This window comes from Dyadobacter sp. CY343 (assembly GCF_021390335.1).
In the GTDB taxonomy this organism is placed as follows: domain Bacteria; phylum Bacteroidota; class Bacteroidia; order Cytophagales; family Spirosomataceae; genus Dyadobacter.
The window spans coordinates 364,029-382,333 of sequence record NZ_JAJUXK010000002.1; the positions used below are offsets into that span (position 1 = coordinate 364,029).

Genomic DNA, 18,305 nt, shown 5'->3' on the forward strand with positions numbered 1-18,305 from the left:
TTTCTCTCCTTTTTCCCTTCCTCCATCCTCCTTTCCTCCCTTTAAATCCCTCCCCGCCGCATTTCCTTCACGGCGTAATCTACTGCTCTTGCCGTGAGTGCCATGTAGGTTAGTGAGGGGTTTTGGGTGGCGGTTGAGACCATGCTGCCTCCGTCGGTGACGAATACATTGGGGCAGTGGTGCATTTGGTTCCACTCATTTAGTATCGATGTTTTTGGGTCTTTACCCATTTTAATGCCGCCCATTTCGTGATTTTCGCTGCCGGGGTTTCTTTTCGTGTCCGAGGTTTTGATGTTGATAAAACCAGCTTTCGACAACATTTCGCTCAGCTCTGTATAAAAATCTTCCACCATTTTCATATCGTTGTCGTCAAATGCGACGGACATTTTCAGCTGAGGAATGTCCCACTGATCTTTCAGGGTAGGGTGCAGGCTGATCATATTGGATTCTTTCATCAGAGTTTCTCCCATCATCTGCGCGGCAATCGACCAGCCGCTGTTATCCGGCGCGAAAAGGCTGTTTTTCAGGTCTTCACCAATGCCCGCATTCTGGTTACCGAGTTTTGAAGTATTCATAGAAACTGCGTAGCCGCGGAGGAAATCGGTTTCCTGCTTGGCTACGTTCCTGAATCTTGGAATATAAGAACCATTTGGCCGGCGACCGTCGGTGGTGCGGTCGTGGAAACCGTCAAACTCGGCGCTTACGCGGCCGCGGTAATTGTGGAAACCAATGAATTTACCCAGGACCTCACTATCGTTACCCAGTCCGTTTGGAAAGCGGTTGGATTTGGAATTAAGCAAAATCAGATTGGAATTGATCGCCGACGCATTTACGAAAATGATCCTGGCGTAATATTCCGTCATCTCCCTGGTTAGTATATCTACCATCCTCACGCCGGTTGCGCGCTTCTTTTTCTCGTCATAAATCACTGAATGCACAACAGAATGCGGTCTTAATGTCAGATTTCCCGTTTTTTCAGCCCATGGTAAGGTAGAAGAATTGGTGCTGAAATACCCGCCGAACGGACAACCGCGCTGGCACATATTCCGGTGCTGGCACTTGGCGCGTCCCTGTTCCAGGTGAACCGGCTGCGGGTCGGTAATATGCGCCGCCCGACCAATGATAATCGGTCGCGTATTGTTATAGTTTTTAGCAGTCTGTTCGCTGAAATGCTTTTCCACACACGTTAATTCGTGTGGCGGAAGGAACTCACCATCAGGAAGTTGTGGTAGCCCGTCTTTGTTTCCTGATATACCTGCAAACTTTTCCACGTAACTGTACCAGGGCGCAATATCCTTGTACCTGATCGGCCAGTCAGTAGCGAATCCGTCGCGCGCCGGACCTTCGAAATCAAAGTCTGACCACCGTTGTGTTTGCCGCGCCCAGAGTAGCGAGCGTCCGCCTACCTGGTATCCGCGCATCCAGTCAAAAGGCTTGTCCTGCACATACGGATGTTCCGCGTCTTTTACCACAAAATGCATGGCATCTTCTTTGAAAATATAATGCTTGCTCGCCATCGGATTCGCCTCGCGGATTGCCAGGGAAGGCTGGCCACGGTGCTCAAATTCCCAGGGGAACATATTGGTGGTCGGGTAATCTACAATGTGTTTTACATCTTTCCCTCGTTCCAAAACCAGCGTTTTCAGGCCTTTTTCTGTCAGTTCTTTTGCTGCCCAGCCGCCGCTTATCCCGGTTCCTACCACAATTGCATCAAAGGTTTGTGCCTTTTCCGCATCGATATTAAAATTTGCCATTTGGTTATTTACACGGTCAGGGTTTCTTTTTCCATAAATTAGGCAGGAGCTTATCGTGCAATAAAAGCCGCCAGGTACCCCAGTCATGTGCACCTTCTCCGCCTATGAAATAGTCGTGTTTGACACCAATTTTGTCCAGTGCCTCGTGCGTTGCGGCGGATCTTTTACCTACAAAGTCCAGCTCGCCGCTGCCTAGCCCGATGAGCAGATAATCCACCTTGTCTTTTATTTTAGGATCATTAAAAAAAGCAGGATTAAGCTTTTCCGGTTCAAGATCGCCGGCGCTCAGTATCCCAAAAGAACTGAACAAGTCTATTGCATTGAAACCCACCGCCTCTGTGTGCCGGCCGCCCATTGAAAGTCCGGAAATGGCACGCGACCTGCGGTCTTTGATCGTACTGTAATGCGAGTCGATATAGGGTACAATATGCTTTCTGAGCTCGTTTTCGAATAATTTGTAAGTCTGTTCAAGATGTTTGGGATCGTTCCGGTGCAGTACCTGATTGTTAGGCATTGCGATGATCATCGGTACTATCTTTCCTTCCGCAAGCAGATTATCTGCGATGAAATTAGCCTTTCCATCCAGCTCCCAGCCATTTGCCAGCTCACCGCTGCCGCCGAGGAGATAGAGGACCGGATATTTCTTTTTCGGATCATAACCCGGCGGCGTATAGACAAACATTTCCCGCTCACCATTTAAAACAGCAGAGTGGTAAATATGCCGCGTCACACTTCCGTGCGGGACGGGTTTTGCATCATAATAAGCTGGCTGACTATCATGCACAACCAGATTGCTGTACCCCGGCTGATTCGATGCGCCGGTTAGTGTATTCGCCGGATCCACCACCGCCACGCCGTCGATCAGCAGGCGGTACACATAAATATTCGGCTTCACCGGCCCCACGGTCAATGTCCATATTCCGTCTGCATTTTTGGTAAATGGGATCGCGTTTTTGGATTTTAACGCAAGCAAAATTGGCCCGCCAGTAAGTTCCACTTTCTGCACGTCCGGTGCTTTCACGCGGAACGTAACAGTATGATCATCATGTACTTCGGGTGAAACTACATTGCCTCCGTAAGGCACCAGGTTCTGGGTGTTTTTCTGGGGATTATAGTCCAGATTTACATTCGCCTGCTGCGCCGCAACCATTCCCGAAGCATTTAAAACGATAGTGGAAATCAGTAGCAGCGTTTTGATTTTTTTCATTTTGTATAAATAAATAAGAAACGTTTGTCAGGCCAGAATATCTTTCACCAGGTTCCCATGCACGTCAGTAAGCCGAAACCTTCTGCCCTGGAATTTATAGGTAAGCCGCTCGTGATCAACACCCATTAAATGCATCAAAGTCGCGTGAAAATCGTGCACGTGAACCGGATCTTTGACGATATTATAACTGAAATCGTCCGTTTCCCCATAACTGATCCCAGCCTTCACCCCCGCGCCCGCCATCCACATCGTAAAGCACCGGGGATGGTGATCGCGGCCATAATCGTCGGCTGTGAGCTTGCCTTGTGAATACACGGTGCGCCCAAATTCACCGCCCCAAACTACGAGCGTATCATCCAGCAAACCACGTCTTTTCAAGTCCATGATCAATGCCGCCGTCGCCTGGTCGGTATCCTTGCATTGCCTTGCGATACCTTTTGGCAAGCCGCCGTGCTGGTCCCAGCCCTGGTGATAAAGCTGCACGAATTTCACATCCTTTTCTAGTAACTTCCTTGCCAGTAAGCAATTAGCTGCATAAGTCCCTGCGTCGCGACTATCTGGCCCGTACAAATCAAATACTTCGTCGGGTTCGCCTGCGGTATCCATTACTTCCGGCACCGAAGTTTGCATCCGAAATGCCATTTCATACTGCGCAATGCGGTTATTGATCTCAGGATCGCCATACGAATCGTTTTGCAGCTGATTCAGTTTGGACAGATATTGCAGCATTTCCTTCCTGTCGGCACCATCGTAACCTTCGGGATTATTCAGAAACAAAACAGGATCTTTACCCGAACGAAACTGCACGCCCTGATGACGGGATTCCAGGAATCCGTTTCCCCATAACCGCGCGTAAAGCGGCTGATCTTTGGGAGCGTTTTTTGAAACCAATACAATGAATGTAGGCAGATTATTATTATCCGAGCCTAGCCCATAACTCACCCAGCTGCCGATCGAAGGCCGACCAGGAAGCTGATTTCCCGTTTGAAAAAACGTAATAGCCGGGTCATGATTAATCGCCTCCGAGTAAATGGATTTGACAATGCAAAGGTCATCGACCACCCTGGCGGTGTGGGGCAGCAGCTCGCTTACCCACGTATCGTTTTTTCCGTGCTGGCTGAAATTGTAGATCGAAGGGACCATCGGCAATGCACTCTGGCTGGCGCTCATGCCCGTCAGTCGCTGGCCTTTTCGTACCGAATCCGGCAGGTTTTGTCCCGCCAGATTTGCCAGTTTGGGTTTGTAATCAAATGTCTCAAACTGCGAAGGTCCGCCCGCCATAAACAGGTATACAACCCGCTTTGCTTTCGGGGCAATATGGGGTAATGCTTTCAAGATATCTGCCTCCACATCGCCGGCAGAAGGTTGCTGCCTTGAAGCCGAACCATATATCTTGTCAAGCCCGAATAGCGATCCAACCGCCAGAGCGCCCATTCCGAGCGAGGTTCTGGTTAGAAACCGGCGCCTGTCCAGCTTTTTATGCAGCTCATTGAAGTCCGGCGAATGCATTCTGAACTCCTCGTCGTGATGGTGTGACATAGCCTATCTTTTGGTTAAACTGGCGTCAGAATTAAGAATCGTGCTCGCTACTACACTATTTGCCGCAAGCAAAGCAGCATCCAGCGACGGATCCACTTTGTATTGTCCGGTACCCAGCCAGCCTGCGGTTTTCTTAGGGTTTTTGGTGAATTTCTCTCTTTCGGTTTTTTGTAAAGAAAGCAGCAGATCCACTTCCCTGACCGGCGGCTTCCTACCCGTCAGTTGCCGGTAAGCCAGCGTAATTGCCTGACGGTCATCAGGAATTTTCGACATTTTTTCTCCCATTACTTTCACTGCTTCCACAAATGTCGGGTCGTTTAATGTGACAAGTGCTTGCAGCGGCGTATTCGTTTTTTGTCTCCTGACCACACAAAAACTGCGGGTCGTGGCATCGAATGTCGACAAAGTCGGGTGCGGTACCGAACGTTTGACGATCACATACAAGCTTCTCCTGTACACCGCGTCGCCCGAATCGGGAACATAATTGCTGCTGTTGATCGACCAGAGGCCGTCGGGCTGGTAAGGTTTAATGCTTTTCCCGCCTATCTTTTTGTTTAATAAACCGCTTGCAACCAATGCATTATCGCGGATCATTTCAGCTGACATTCTGTTTGCCGGGCCCCTTGCCAGCATTCGGTTTTCCGGGTCGCGTTCCCGCGTTTCCCTAGTGGCTCGGGAATTTTGCCGGTAAGTTGCCGACATCACGATCAGCTTGTTCATTTTCTTCATATCCCAGCCCGATTCACGGAAGGTAACCGCCAGCCAGTCAAGCAGTTCCGGGTGCGTGGGCATTTCTCCCTGATTGCCGAAATCTTCCGTCGTTTTCACCAGTCCGGTACCGAAGAAGTTCTGCCAAAGGCGATTCACTTCCACGCGGGCAGTGAGCGGGTGGTCGGGCTGAGTGAGCCACCGGGCAAGACCCAGGCGGTTTTTAGGTAAATTTTTTGGAAAAGCTAATATGGAAGAAGGGGTAGCAGGATACACTTTCTCGCCCGGCGAATCATAATTTCCGCGGAGCAGAACGTGTGCCTGTTTCGGTTTCGGCATTTCCTGCATCACCATCAGCTCCTGGATCTTTTCGGTAGAGTCTGTCAGCTCGCTGCGTTTTTGCTGCAATGAAAGCCGGGCGGCGGCGGTTTCTTTACTCGCGGCTGACAGGTAATAGGTCTTTAATATCTGCGTTTCCCGGCCGGTAAGTTCGGAAGGTTGTTTGCCGGCAATAGCCGCCCAGTTTGTTTTTTTAGCCAAAATCTGAACTTCAAATGGCGAGAGTTCCCGGTTATAGACCAATATATCATCCACCTGGCCGCCCGTAAGTCCAAATCCCCGCCACCACGCGCCGATCTGCAAGCCGGGCTGTACCTGTGATTTGAACAGAATTTCTTTCCGAAGCTGGTCCATCGTCGTTTCCATCGCCAGCTCCGCGCCATCCTGAAACAATCTGAAACCTTTCGCTTGTGAAGATCCGTCATAAGTGATCGTCAGCTGAATCCATTTGTCTCTCGGTACAGGTGATGTCGCAATGCGCGTAATTGCATCGGCGGGAGCTGTGTGGGCCATATTCAATTCCAGCCGGTCGTTTCTTAAATACAAATGGTAACCCCGGAAGTTGTAAAGCCGCTCCGCCTGACTCTTGTGCAGAAGCACACCTTCCTTTAAGTTTTTGGGAATATTTACATGGATACCAATACTGAAAGGTTCTGATTTTTTAAAAACACCCGCCTGGTTTAGATCCAGAAAAACGTCACCATTCAGCTTCAATGCCTTTCCATTTTTAGTATCCGTAAATTCCGGATCGCCGCCTGCGCCGCCCGATTCACGTTTCATTACGCCAATATCCTTCGGGTTAATTGCATTTTTAAGCGAACCATTTTCGAATGTAAACCGCGCCTGCAAGCCGTTTTGGGAGATTTCCTGTTTGGCCAAAACCTTGTATCCACCGGTTGTAAGCCACTTCTGGAATCCCGGCTCTGCATTTTGCTTTACTATATCGAGATTACTTTCTTCTGTTTTAATCTGTTTCTTTATAAAAGCGAGCGTTTTTTCCTGGTCGCCGGTCGGCAGCAGCATAGTAGGCGTAGGCATTGCGTCGTCCCAGGAGATTTGCCCTGCTTCTTTTACATTGTTGAAAAAACTGAAAAGCTCGTAGTAATTTTTCTGCGAAATCGGGTCGTACTTGTGATCGTGGCATTTGGCGCAGCCTACTGAAAGTCCGAGAAACGCGTCGCCGAATGTATTGGTACGGTCGACCACGTATTCCGCCTGAAATTCCTCCTCGATGATCCCGCCCTCCATATTTTGCTGGTGGTTTCGGTTAAATGCGGTCGCTACCATCATATCTCGCGTAGGCTTCGGCATTAAGTCGCCCGCCAGCTGCCACGCGATAAACTGATCATAATGCATATTTTTGTTAAATGCGCCGATTACCCAATCGCGGTAAGGCGACATATCCCGCAGCCGGTCGACCGTATAGCCATGAGAGTCGGCGAAGCGCGCGAGGTCGAGCCAGTCGACGGCCATTTTTTCACCATAATGCGGCGAGGCAAGCAGCCGGTCAACCTGTTTTTCGTACGCATTTGCGCTATTATCCTTTAAAAATGCGTCTGTTTCTTCGAGAGTAGGGGGCAGGCCGGTCAGATCGAGGGAAACGCGCCTGAGCAATAGTTCCTTTTCAGCCTGCGCCGCTGGTTGTAGCTTCTGGTCTTCCAGTTTTTTAAATACAAAATGGTCAATCGGATTAACGGCCAGGTTAGTGTGATGAATTTCAGGTACTTCTGCTTTTTCTGGTTTTACAAATGCCCAGTGCGGCTTGTACTCAGCACCTTCGTCGATCCACCGGATCAAAATGGCTTTTTCAGCCGCGGAAAGCGACAAATGAGATTCGGGGGTTGGCATTACATATTCCGGATCGGAAGAAATAATGCGGTGAAAAAACTCACTGTCAGCCAGATCGCCGGGAGAAATTGCCACACGGCCGGAATTTTTGGAAAGCTTGGCAAACGCAGATTCGCCCAGATCCAGCCGGAGACCGCCTTTTTGTTTGGCTTTGTCGGGCCCGTGGCAGGCGAAACATTTATCGGAAAGAACCGGCTTTACATGCTGGTTATAGTCGAGCTTTTCAGGAAGTGCCTCCATCGCGACTTCCACATCATCAGGCAGTTGCGGCGAGCAGGCATAAAAAATACCTGAAATGGAGATGGCCAGAAAAATTTTTGCAGCTTTTTTCATCAGTGGGTAAAGGACTTCTACATATAAATATAATTTAAGATTCGCTTTAAATTGCCATATTCCTATTTTTACAGTGGCACATAATTAGCATACATTGCAATAAACGTCTTCAATTTAACCGATCTGTAAAATGCGTTGGCAGGATTTACGAAGAAGCAGTAATGTAGAAGACCGCCGCGGCATGTCCGGTGGCGGCAAAGTTGCGATCGGCGGGATCGGGATGATCATCGTGCTCGCGATCGGACTTTTAACCGGGCAGGATCCCAGCGAAATCCTGGGTAACCTGCAAGGTACCGGGCAAAGTGAGCAGGTACAAAGCCGCCCGCCCGGCCCCCGTCCCGACGACCGGACAGCCGATTTCGTAACTGCGGTACTGGGCAGCACCGAGGATGTCTGGACGAATATCTATGCGGCGAACGACGCGCAATACGTGAAGCCTAAGTTGCAGATTTTTGAAGATGCGACCCAAAGCGGCTGCGGAGGCGCATCGTCGGCAATGGGACCATTTTACTGTCCGGCCGATCAGAAGGTTTACATTGATCTTTCTTTTTGTGACCTGCTGCGCGACCGTTTTAAAGCGCCGGGCGATTTTGCAGTGGCTTACGTAGTGGCGCACGAAGTTGGTCACCACGTACAGAATTTAATGGGAATTTCGGATCAGTTGCAGCAACAACGCGGCAGGATCAGTGAAACGGAGTACAACAAACTTTCGGTCAAGCTGGAATTGCAGGCAGATTTTCTGGCCGGTGTGTGGGCAAACCACGCGCAGGAAATGGCGAATATCCTCGAACCGGGCGATCTGGAATCGGCTTTAAAAGCAGCTAATGCGATCGGTGATGATAAGTTGCAGCAGGAATCGCAAGGGCGCGTAGTACCCGACGCATTTACCCACGGTACTTCCGAGCAGCGGATGTATTGGTTCAAAAAAGGCTTCGAAACGGGCGATTTGAATCAGGGTAAGTTTGACGATATACAATAATATTTGAGGGGAGGAATGGTTTTTCCTCCCCAAAATGCTAGTCGCTGTTCTCGTTTTTCAAACCTTTCAGCAGCGCATAAATCGCCATCGCATGACCCTGTCCCAGCTCGAAATCCTCTTTCAGCCATTTCGTTATTTCTCCTGCTTTAACTTCGGGTTTAAGCTCCCCACCGGCCGTAAAGCCCTTTTCTTCTGCTATTCTGCGAAAATCTGCGGGCTCTTTACCTGTTTTTGATTTGATCGTTTTCAAATATCCCTGGAAAGACATATTCAGTTAGTTTTAGGTGATAGTTTCGCGATATTAGTAATTTTGTTAAAGATTTGTAATCTGTACCGATGCCTTATCAAAACATACTTCTCATTGACGACGATGAGGATGATCAGGAAATATTTTTGAGCGCGTTGGAAAACGTATCTAATTCAGTCAATTGCATAACGATAAGTAATGCAGTCACCGCACTGGAAAAGCTTTCCCGGCGTGAGCTGGAAACCGACCTTATTTTCCTGGATTTGAACATGCCTTTGATGAACGGGCAGGAGTTTCTTATTGAGCTCAAAAACAGGCAGGAAGTGCGCGATATACCTGTAATCATACTTTCTACTTCATCCAATGTAAGTACCGTCCAGCAAAGCAAGCAGCTCGGCGCCGCCGATTTTATCAAAAAACCGGACAGTTTCGACGAGCTCGTCCATATTCTTAAATCGGTGCTGATCTAGCCTTTAATATTACCTCTGATATTCAATTCGGCACCTGAACGGACACTACCTCCCCAATTCCTTTTTCTTTCAAAGACATCGCAGTACTTTCTTCCAGCCTGTTATCTGTAATCAGAAATGAAATATCAGTGAGTGCTGCAAATTTGATGTAGCTGTCACGGCCGATCTTCGACGAATCGCATAGGAGGTACACGTGTTCGCAATTTTGTATAAATGCGGATGTAATGGAAGATTCGGTCTCACTGTGTGCGCTCAGGCCGTTTTCCTGGGAGATACCATCCACGCCAATGAATGCTTTTGCAGCGTGATAGCTGTTTACATGCTCCACTGCCTTTGCACCGTGCACCGCTTTTCGCGAACTGTCCAGCTCACCGCCGATCAGATTGATAGTGACAGTAGGGGTGTCGATCAGCTCTGCTACGATTGGCAGTGAGTTGGTGATCACGCGGATATTGTTCTTTTTCTTCAAATGCGGGCACATTTGAAAAACGGTGCTGCCGCAATCCATAAAGATGGTATCCCCATCCTGCACATAGGATGCTGCCGCCTCGCCGATTTTCTCCTTTTGAATACTGCCGGCTGCTTTCTTTCCGGTGAAGCTGGTCACGACAGCGCTTTCCGGTCTCATTGCGCCGCCGTGCGTCCTGATCAGTAACCCTTCCTGTGTGATCTCGTGTAAATCGCGCCGGATCGTGGCAGGGGAGGCGGCAAGCTGGTCTGCAAGCTGGAATACAGATAAGCTGCCGGCTTCAAAAACAGCGGCGACGATCTTCTTCTTTCTTTCCTGAAAAGTCATTTTCAATCAATATTTGATCAAAAATAATCAAATGTGCGAAAGTGAGGTTATGCGCGAAGTTGAATATCGCTGGTCAGGCCGGGCGCAATTGTATCGGCAGCATTGGAGGTGGGAATGCTGATATAAAAGCAGGTACCATTGCCCGGCTCGCTTTCGAACCATATACGGCCGTTTTGTGCCTTTACAAATTCAATGCAAAGCAGCAGCCCCAGCCCAACTCCTTTCTCGTTTTTGGTACCATAAGTAGATTCGACGTTGAGCGAAAATATGCTTTCACTTTTTTCCGCCGACATTCCGATTCCATCATCCTGAACACTGATCACGCATTGGTTATGCTCTGATTTAGCCCTCACCATGATCCTGCCGCCACTTTTTGTAAACTTAATCGCATTGCCGATGATATTCCGGACCACGATCTGCATCATATCCCCATCCGCGAAAACAGACATGGAGGGGCTGAGCTGGTAGTCGAGCGTGATCCCTTTGCGGAAAGCAATATCCGCTTCCAGTTCAAGCGTGGATTGTAGTAACTTGCTCAGATTCAGCATTTCTGGTCTCGCAGAAACACCATATAGCTGTGATTTGGACCAGTCCAGTAACTTGCTGAGCATTGCCAGCGTATTCTTGGTCGCATTCAGCAGGTCGTTCTCAATGTCGAGTTTCTGCTGCTCTTCCAGATCGTGTTGCGTGAGCAGTTCCAGGAAATTCTGAATGCTGCCCAGTGGCGAACGGAGGTCGTGGGCTACGATGGACATCAGTTTATTTTTCTCGGCATTAATGCCTTCCAGCTCCCGGTTCTTTTCGATGATCTGCTCATTCTGCTTCTCAATCGCCTCCGACTTTTCCGCCGTGATCAGTTTTTCGTTTTCATAGCTCCGCCGGATGTAGTAGGTACAAAAAAAAGTGATCGCGGCCACAACCAGGTAAGAAGACAAATGGTCGATGAACTTGCTGAACCGATCGTCATAAGTATTCGGGAAAGTTTCCGGAGACAGGTATTCAGCTATGCCCAGAATCAGGAACATACCGACATTGACCGGGATCCAGAATTTGTATTCATTAGTTGGACTAATAACAATACTCAGCAGCAGGAAGAGCAGGAAATACAGGTCGGTAGGCCCGCTGATCCCGGAGTTCATGAAGTAATTGAATGTAAAAAGAAGCAGCCCGGAAATGTTTACAATGGGAATGCTGATTTCGGGCCGGTTCTTGAATCTGGAAATATAGTAAACCGCGCAGGCTACCACCAAGCCGAAAAAGCTTGCTAGCGCAATGTTGGGAAGTCCGATTATATAGTTAAAAGGGACATTATAGCTGAGCGCGAATATGGAGATCAGACATACCGAATGAAATATACGCGCATGGAGAGGGAACTTGGAAGGATCCCCGGAAAGCCTGGCCCAAAGTTGATAAAAATATTGCTGAGGAAGCAAAACGGGAATCTTTTCGTTCTCACAAATATAGGTGCGCGTACGATCAAAACGAAGTAGAATTAGTATTAATAACGCACCGACTTTTATCCACCCTTAATGCGATTCAATTCGTCTTCGGAGCCGGATCTTCTGCTGCGTGCTGCCTTGATTTCTTTGCTGCCGAATCGATAGTTGAAATTCAGTTTCGCCATTCTCCCTTCAAACCGGAAACGCAGCCTGGTTTCAATGCCGGCATAATTGGACGTGTAGCCGCCGCGGGAGGTTCCTAAAACGTCGCTGAATGAAAGCTTGGCGGTAGCATTATCTTTCCAGAATTTCTTCTGGACACCCGCGTCCAGCATGCCCATTGCCCAGTTGTAATCAATTCTCCGGTAAGGTGAATTGTACCAGCCGCTCAGTTCTAGCGTCCAGTTGTTTTTGAGCTTAAATGTGTTTTGTCCGTTGAAATTAACGGCAGTAGTATTGTTGTTGATGATCAGCCCATTGTCCAGCGCGGCTTTCCAGATATTATGGTAGCCGCTCACATTGAAATAGATCTCCCACCATTTGGTGATCGGCGTGGTAATGCTCACGTCGAGACTGTATCCCTGCGAGTAATCCAGATTTTGTGTAATAAAATATGTCCGGCTGCTATCGTAAGGAATGCGCAGGCCAACCACGGGAAAGCGGGTGCGCCGGTACCCGAGCGCCGTAGTCAGCTTTGATTTATACACGTGGGTGAGTTTAAAGCTGTTGGCATATTCGGGTTTGAGAAAAGGGTTACCTTTTGAATACACCAGTTCATCTACCCGATATTCAAACGGGTTCAGGTTCTGGTAGCTCGGGCGGTTGATCCGCCTGCTGTAATTGATATTCCAGTTGTGATTTTTGGAAGCTTTATAAGAAATAGCCCCGCTGGGAAAGAAGTTCAGATAAGTCGTGTCCACCCGGTCGAGATCGTTGTGCTTGAAGCTGGTCAGGTCGCCGAGCGATTTGGTATGTTCCGCCCGGACACCGACCTGCAAATCCCACTTTTTACCCAACGTAACATTGTAGTTGGCATAAGCTGCATACACGCGCTCAGTATATTTAAAACGGTTACTCCGGTTGGTATCGATCACTTCTGTATTTCCCAATACATTAAAAAAGTCAAAAGTGTTATCAGATTTAACATCGGAGAGCTTAAACCCGTAACCCAGTTTTCCCTTGGACACATTCTGTTCATAATCGGCTTTCAAAGACCTGATCGTAATATCCACGGGCGTTTTAGTTACATAGTTCCTTTCGAGCGGCGCTTCCGCGCTCAGCTGAAAAAAGTACATATTAGGCTGGTAACTGATCCCGCGTGATGAAAACCGGCCATAGTCTGCATCAATGTTCAGCTCGTGGCCGGTCGTGTCTGCATAATGGTAGTTGAGGTTGAGATTGAGGTTTTTGTTGTTTTCCGGGTTGGAAGTACGTGAAAAAAGCATCAGCGAATCGGCGGTAGTCTGTCCTTTTCTACTGATGAAAGTCTCGCTGGAACCGCCTCCGTTATGGTCACTGATCCGCCCGTTAGCACTAAAACCAAGTGTGTTTTTTGAATTAATAAAATAATCCGCGCCTATTTTCGCGCTGTGTGTCGTGTCGCGCCATATACCCTGCCACACTTTGTTGTAAGCTACCCTGTTCAGGATCTGGTCATCATAAGTCGTATTGCGCCACTCGCCCTGACTGAATCCGTATGCGCCGAAAATATTGACTTTCTTATCGCGGTGATTGAGGTTGAGCGTCGCATTGTACTTGGGCGTTTTTCCGTACATCGCGCCCAGGCTCACATTTCCGTTCGTCCCGAGCTTGACGTTCTTTTTCAGCCGGATATTGATAATCCCCAGATCGCCCGCCGCATCGTACTTGGCCGAAGGGTTGGTAATGATTTCAATAGCCTCAATATCAGCCGAGTTCATACTCTTCAAAGTCGAAGCCAGGTCTTTTCCGCTCATAGGCGAAGGCCGCCCGTCGATGTAGATTCGCACGCCTGTTTTTCCTTTTACCAAAATATTCTCGTCTTTGTCCACCTGCACGCCGGGCGACTTTTGAAGTAGTTCCAATGCATTGGAGCCGGTGGAATTAATGCTCGCTTCCACATTGAATACAAGCCGGTCATTTTTTACCTCGATCAAAGGTTTGGCCGCAGTAACCTTCACTTCGTTGAGCTGTTTAGTGTCAGAAGTAAGCTTGTAGGTGGATAATGTGACGTCAGAATCAACCACGCCGAACTCGGGCGATTGAAAAGTTTTGACCCCGACTGCGGAGATTTTCAGGAAGTATGTACCCTGAGGGATACCCGCAATTTTGAATACCCCATTCTCGTCGGCTACGTCGGCTTTCACCAGGCTGGAATCTTTGGATTGATTGATAGAAACCGCAGCAAATGGGATCGGTTCGTCCTGCTGGTTTTTTACAGAACCACCTACATGGAAACTTTGTGAGAAAGCGCAGGTAGCGTTTAGAAGAAGTAATGTGATCGATAAAATTTTTTTCATGGCTGATTTTTATTGCAAACTGGCGTAAAGGGACTGAAAACCGCCTTGACGTTGCATCTAGGCTATAAAAAAAAGCAGCTTTTTTGAGATTTAATCAAGTGTTTTAAAATCTTCGTTCACGAGCACGCAAAGGATTATTATATTTGGTAAAAGCTGATACCGGTGCCTTTATTGTGTCGTAGTTTTAGTAATATTCAAAATAAAGAGTCGACTATATCCTGATCTTTTACCAAAAAATAAATGAAACGAAGAGCTGCATTGAAAGACCTCTCCATGCTTCCGCTGGCGGGTAGAATTGTACTTCCCTCTAAAACTGTAAAAAAATTCCCTGCGGAAATGGACGCAGAGGCGGGCAAACAGGCTTACCAGGCTATTGGCGTGGAGCCGATCATCAACTGCCGGGGCACGTTCACGATCATCGGCGGCTCGGTGGAAAGGCCGGAGGTACGCGCTGCTATGGACGCCGCTGCACAGGTTTTTGTTCAATATGATGAGCTGGCGTTTGGTGCAGGAAAACGCCTCGCTGAACTCACAGGCGCAGAATGGGGACTCGTTTCAGCTGGCTGTGCAGCCGGTATGAAGCACGTAACCGCAGCCTGCGTCACCGGCGGAAATCCCGAAAAACTGATCCGGATTCCGGACCTTTCCGGCTTTGAGAAAACAGAAGTCATTATCCCCCGGTATTCCCGGAATGTATACGATCACGCGCTGCGCAATGTAGGTGTAAGGCTGATCACAGTCGATTCGATCGAGGAGTTAACGAATGCAATCAGCTCGCGGACAGCGATGATTTACTTAATGGCGGGACGCGAATCCATGAGCGGACCTATGTCGCTGGAAGCAATCTCTAAAATCGCGAAACCTAAGGATATTCCGGTGATGATCGATGCCGCCGCAGAGGATCTGACTATCCCGAACGTGCATCTGAAAATGGGCGCGGATGTGGTGATATATAGTGGAGGAAAAGCATTGTGCGGCCCGCAATGCGCTGGTCTGGTGCTGGGAAGGAAAGATCTGCTCATGTCGGCCTGGCAGGCGAGCGCGCCGCACCACGGGCCGGGCCGCGACAACAAGGTAGGTCGGGAAGAAACGATGGGCATGATCGCCGCCGTGGAAGCGTGGACAAAACGCGATCACAAAGGCGAATGGAAGCGGTGGCTTTCGTGGCTTGACAGCATTTCAAAACGCGTTTCTGTGATCGATACAGTGAAAACTACGGTTATTGAGCCCAAAGACCTGTCAAACAGAACGCCGGTATTGCGAGTTACCTGGGACTCGTCCAAACTTCATATTACAGGGGAGGAGGTCGCCGAACTGTTTGGTCGCACGAAGCCGCGCATTGCGCTGGGAGGTGGTGCGCGCGAAGGCGAAACGTATGTGACGATCACAACCGGACAAATGCAGCCGGGCGATGAAAAGACCGTTTCCGATCGGTTGGTAGAGGTTTTATCCCAAAAACGAACTGCTCCAAAAACTGAAATGGCAGCGGCGGCAGTTTCTCTAAAAGGACATTGGGAAGCTGATATCGAATTCTTCTCTAGCACCAGCAAGCATTCGCTGATCATCGAACAAGACGGTAACTGGCTGAATGGTTCTCATAAAGGTGAGTTCAGCGTTCGGGAATTGCAGGGTACCGTGGAGGGCAACGAATTCAAGATCCGCAGCACCGACCGCCAGCCCGCCGACGCAATCACTTTTCTGTTTTCAGGAACAGTGAAGGACGATGTAATGACGGGGTCGATCTACATGGGCGAATATATGACAGCCAAATTCACTGCAAAAAAATACAAGTTCAAATACAAGCGCGAGAAGATTTTTATCCCTTCCGGACCACCGCTTGCCACCTGATCGTGCGTAAAAAAAGAGCAGCACTAAGCTGCTCTTTTGCGTTTGTTATGAATGAAGTGTTAGTAAGTCTGTTTTTGTCGCTCTGCAACTGCCGGCACCTCGCCGCCCGATGCATTCAGCTCTTTGATGAATGTTCTTGCATCATAATCCAGTAATTCTTTGAAATGCTTTGCGCGCAGCTCATCGTAATACCATAGCCAAACCATTTCTTCCGAGACGATCGTGTAGTGCAGCGTTTTCATATCCGTTGATGTAAGTGGGTATGCAAATTTATGGAATATTTCCATTAGTAAGGAATTATTCCATATTAATAAACCAAAAAATTGAGCAAGTGATCAAATCTCACTTGCTCTGAACAGGTTAGCTCACGTACTTCAAAATGTCCTGCAGGGAAACGTTTTCGTGAGAAGCGTCGTACAGGCATTGGCCGTCCTTCACGATCAGTATTTGCGGTGACTGGTGTTGTACCTGGAACGTCTCCGCAACTGCCATTGATTCTCTTCGGTTGCTGATCACATCTACGATATAAATCGGTAGTGAAATATGTGCGGCGTTGCTTACATCCGTTTTAAGTTGCCGGTAAGCCATCAGGCTGGTCATGCAGCGCGGACTATGCTTGTAGATGATAGCGTATTCTCCGGATTCAGATATTTTAGCAACTTCCTCCTCCGTATTGATTGCAATCCAATTCATAATTTTTTCGAAACGTTGTGTTTTCTGGATGTTCAACAACTGTTGCTACTATTTTCATTCCATCCATATCGAAAAAAGCGGTTACAAATAGAAAAAAGCATATCGTTTTCAATCGTTTTATGGGATCATTTGAATGAATTAATGCACATTTTCAACAGTTTAAATAGTTGGCAGGAATGTGAATGGGCAAATTATTATATTTAGGTATCGCAGATATTCAGAATAATATTTGTACGAATTATTGAAATGCAATTTTGGTAGCCGCACTGCCTCGATGAGTAGCCCAGATCAATCTGGTCAGCATTGAATCACATTCTTTCTTTAACCACTAACAAACTTTTATGGTACAGAAAATCAATCGTCGCAGTTTACTCAAATCGGGTTTTGCGACTATCGGTGCAATGGCGGCGGCGCCATTTTTAGCAGAAGGTGCATTTGCGGGAACTCCGCTCAGGCTCGATAAAGCGAGCCGGGTATTTTACAGTCCGATGGTAAGAGGCCATTTCCTTGAAACTGAGCCAGATCTTTCCAAAATGGTAGCACGGATCGGCTCCAACGAAAATCCATACGGCCCGCCTCCGAAAGCGCGACAGGCTATATCGGATTCTATCGAAAAAGGCAACCGCTACGCGAGGACGGAGTTGAAAGAGCTGACAGAGAAAATCGCAGTAAAAGAAGGAGTGGCGCCGGACCACATCATGATGGGTAACGGTTCCGGTGATCTTTTGGAAAAAACGGCTTTGGCTTTGTTTAAAAATGGCGGAAACGTCGTTTCTGCTGATCCTACTTATATGTCGCTGATTCGCGTTGCAGAAGGCGCAGGTGCTACCTGGAAGGCAATTCCCTGCAAGTCCGATTGGTCGCATGATCTGGATGCGATGGAAAAAGCGATTGACAAGGACACGAAACTGGTCTATATATGTAACCCGAATAATCCGGTAGGGGCCGTGACTTCCACAAAAGCGCTGACAGACTTCTGCTCGCGCGTGTCAGAAAAAGTGCCCATTTTTATCGATGAGGCCTATATTGAGCTGGTTGAAGGAGCAGATAATATAAGTATGGTTGGTCTTTTGAAGGACAAGAAGAATGTGATCATCGCCCGCACTTTTTCGAAAATCATGGGTATGGCGGGATTGCGCGTCGGCTATATTGCTGCATTGCCGGCAACTTTGGGCGCTATTAAAAAGGAAGTAAGAGGCGGCGGTTCGGGAATTGCGTGTACGTCGGTGTATGCGGCATCGGCGGCAATGGACGATATTGATTTTCAGAACAGTACGCGCAAAATGAATACGGAAGCAAAGACTTATTTGTACGACAATCTGAAAACAATGGGATATAAATATGTACCCTCATTTACCAACTTCGTGATCTTTCCAATCAATATGCCTGGCAAGGAATTCCTGAAAAAGATGGTTGACAAAGGGATTATTATCAAAGCGATGGATATAAAGGAAAAACCCTATTGCCGCGTGAGTATCGGTACTATGGATGAAATGAAGCTGTTTGTGAGTGCATTGCAGCAGATGAGCTAGGCTGGTAAATTTTACTTCAAGTGAGAGGACAGGTGCACAGCCTGTCCTCTTTTTTTTAAATACGGTGTTACCAAA

The 18,305-nt window shown here is 48.1% G+C and carries 14 protein-coding genes; 4 read left to right on the plus strand and 10 right to left on the minus strand.

Going from position 1 to position 18,305, the window contains the following annotated elements; translation table 11 throughout:
- Nucleotides 1-41: 41 nt before the first annotated feature.
- From LZG94_RS08075 to LZG94_RS08090, 4 genes are read right to left on the minus strand one after another with little or no spacing between them, the layout of a single operon-like run.
- Nucleotides 42-1,754 (minus strand): GMC oxidoreductase, encoded by a 1,713-nt coding sequence (locus LZG94_RS08075; protein ID WP_233791413.1) that lies wholly within the window; start codon nt 1,752-1,754, stop codon nt 42-44.
- 16 nt (nt 1,755-1,770) lie between these two features.
- A complete protein-coding gene (locus LZG94_RS08080; RefSeq protein ID WP_233791415.1) occupies nt 1,771-2,961 on the minus strand; it encodes an esterase in 1,191 nt (396 codons plus the stop codon).
- A gap of 27 nt (nt 2,962-2,988) precedes the next feature.
- The gene (locus LZG94_RS08085) at nt 2,989-4,500 is read right to left on the minus strand and encodes a DUF1501 domain-containing protein (protein WP_233791417.1); all 1,512 of its coding nucleotides are present in this window, start codon (nt 4,498-4,500) and stop codon (nt 2,989-2,991) included.
- A 3-nt stretch (nt 4,501-4,503) separates the two neighbouring features.
- Complete coding sequence (locus LZG94_RS08090; RefSeq protein ID WP_233791418.1) at nt 4,504-7,728, minus strand: DUF1553 domain-containing protein; 3,225 nt, start codon at nt 7,726-7,728, stop codon at nt 4,504-4,506.
- 130 nt (nt 7,729-7,858) lie between these two features.
- Here LZG94_RS08090 and LZG94_RS08095 point away from each other — a divergent pair, with 130 nt between their 5' ends.
- Entirely contained in the window at nt 7,859-8,707 is an 849-nt protein-coding gene (locus LZG94_RS08095; protein WP_215232932.1) for a neutral zinc metallopeptidase, read from the plus strand.
- Between the two features lie 37 nt (nt 8,708-8,744).
- Here the strand turns inward: LZG94_RS08095 and LZG94_RS08100 are convergent, their stop codons facing one another.
- Nucleotides 8,745-8,975: a DUF4287 domain-containing protein gene (locus LZG94_RS08100; protein ID WP_215232933.1), complete on the minus strand. Its 231-nt coding sequence runs from the start codon at nt 8,973-8,975 to the stop codon at nt 8,745-8,747.
- Between the two features lie 68 nt (nt 8,976-9,043).
- Between LZG94_RS08100 and LZG94_RS08105 the strand changes: the two genes are divergently transcribed.
- Complete coding sequence (locus LZG94_RS08105) at nt 9,044-9,424, plus strand: response regulator (RefSeq protein WP_233791420.1); 381 nt, start codon at nt 9,044-9,046, stop codon at nt 9,422-9,424.
- 22 nt (nt 9,425-9,446) lie between these two features.
- On the opposite strand, the gene LZG94_RS08110 is transcribed toward LZG94_RS08105, so the two are convergent.
- The 3 genes from LZG94_RS08110 to LZG94_RS08120 all read right to left on the minus strand — a co-directional run bounded on the left by LZG94_RS08110 (nt 9,447) and on the right by LZG94_RS08120 (nt 14,157).
- Entirely contained in the window at nt 9,447-10,220 is a 774-nt protein-coding gene (locus tag LZG94_RS08110; RefSeq protein WP_233791421.1) for a DeoR/GlpR family DNA-binding transcription regulator, read from the minus strand.
- Between the two features lie 47 nt (nt 10,221-10,267).
- Nucleotides 10,268-11,653: a sensor histidine kinase KdpD gene (locus LZG94_RS08115; protein ID WP_233791423.1), complete on the minus strand. Its 1,386-nt coding sequence runs from the start codon at nt 11,651-11,653 to the stop codon at nt 10,268-10,270.
- A gap of 83 nt (nt 11,654-11,736) precedes the next feature.
- Nucleotides 11,737-14,157, minus strand: coding sequence for a TonB-dependent receptor (locus tag LZG94_RS08120; RefSeq protein WP_233791424.1), 2,421 nt, complete (start codon nt 14,155-14,157; stop codon nt 11,737-11,739).
- Between the two features lie 240 nt (nt 14,158-14,397).
- Here LZG94_RS08120 and LZG94_RS08125 point away from each other — a divergent pair, with 240 nt between their 5' ends.
- Nucleotides 14,398-16,005 (plus strand): aminotransferase class V-fold PLP-dependent enzyme, encoded by a 1,608-nt coding sequence (locus tag LZG94_RS08125; protein ID WP_233791425.1) that lies wholly within the window; start codon nt 14,398-14,400, stop codon nt 16,003-16,005.
- Nucleotides 16,006-16,064: 59 nt separating this feature from the next.
- Here LZG94_RS08125 and LZG94_RS08130 read toward each other — a convergent pair whose 3' ends face one another.
- Both LZG94_RS08130 and ytxJ read right to left on the minus strand, forming a co-directional pair.
- The gene (locus tag LZG94_RS08130) at nt 16,065-16,247 is read right to left on the minus strand and encodes a hypothetical protein (RefSeq protein WP_233791427.1); all 183 of its coding nucleotides are present in this window, start codon (nt 16,245-16,247) and stop codon (nt 16,065-16,067) included.
- A 118-nt stretch (nt 16,248-16,365) separates the two neighbouring features.
- Nucleotides 16,366-16,698 carry a bacillithiol system redox-active protein YtxJ gene (ytxJ, locus tag LZG94_RS08135; RefSeq protein ID WP_233791428.1) on the minus strand — a complete coding sequence of 111 codons (333 nt, stop codon included), beginning with the start codon at nt 16,696-16,698 and terminating at the stop codon, nt 16,366-16,368.
- Nucleotides 16,699-17,039: 341 nt separating this feature from the next.
- Between ytxJ and LZG94_RS08140 the strand changes: the two genes are divergently transcribed.
- On the plus strand, nt 17,040-18,230 hold the full coding sequence (locus LZG94_RS08140) for a histidinol-phosphate transaminase (protein WP_233791430.1): 1,191 nt from the start codon (nt 17,040-17,042) through the stop codon (nt 18,228-18,230).
- Nucleotides 18,231-18,305 lie beyond the last annotated feature (75 nt).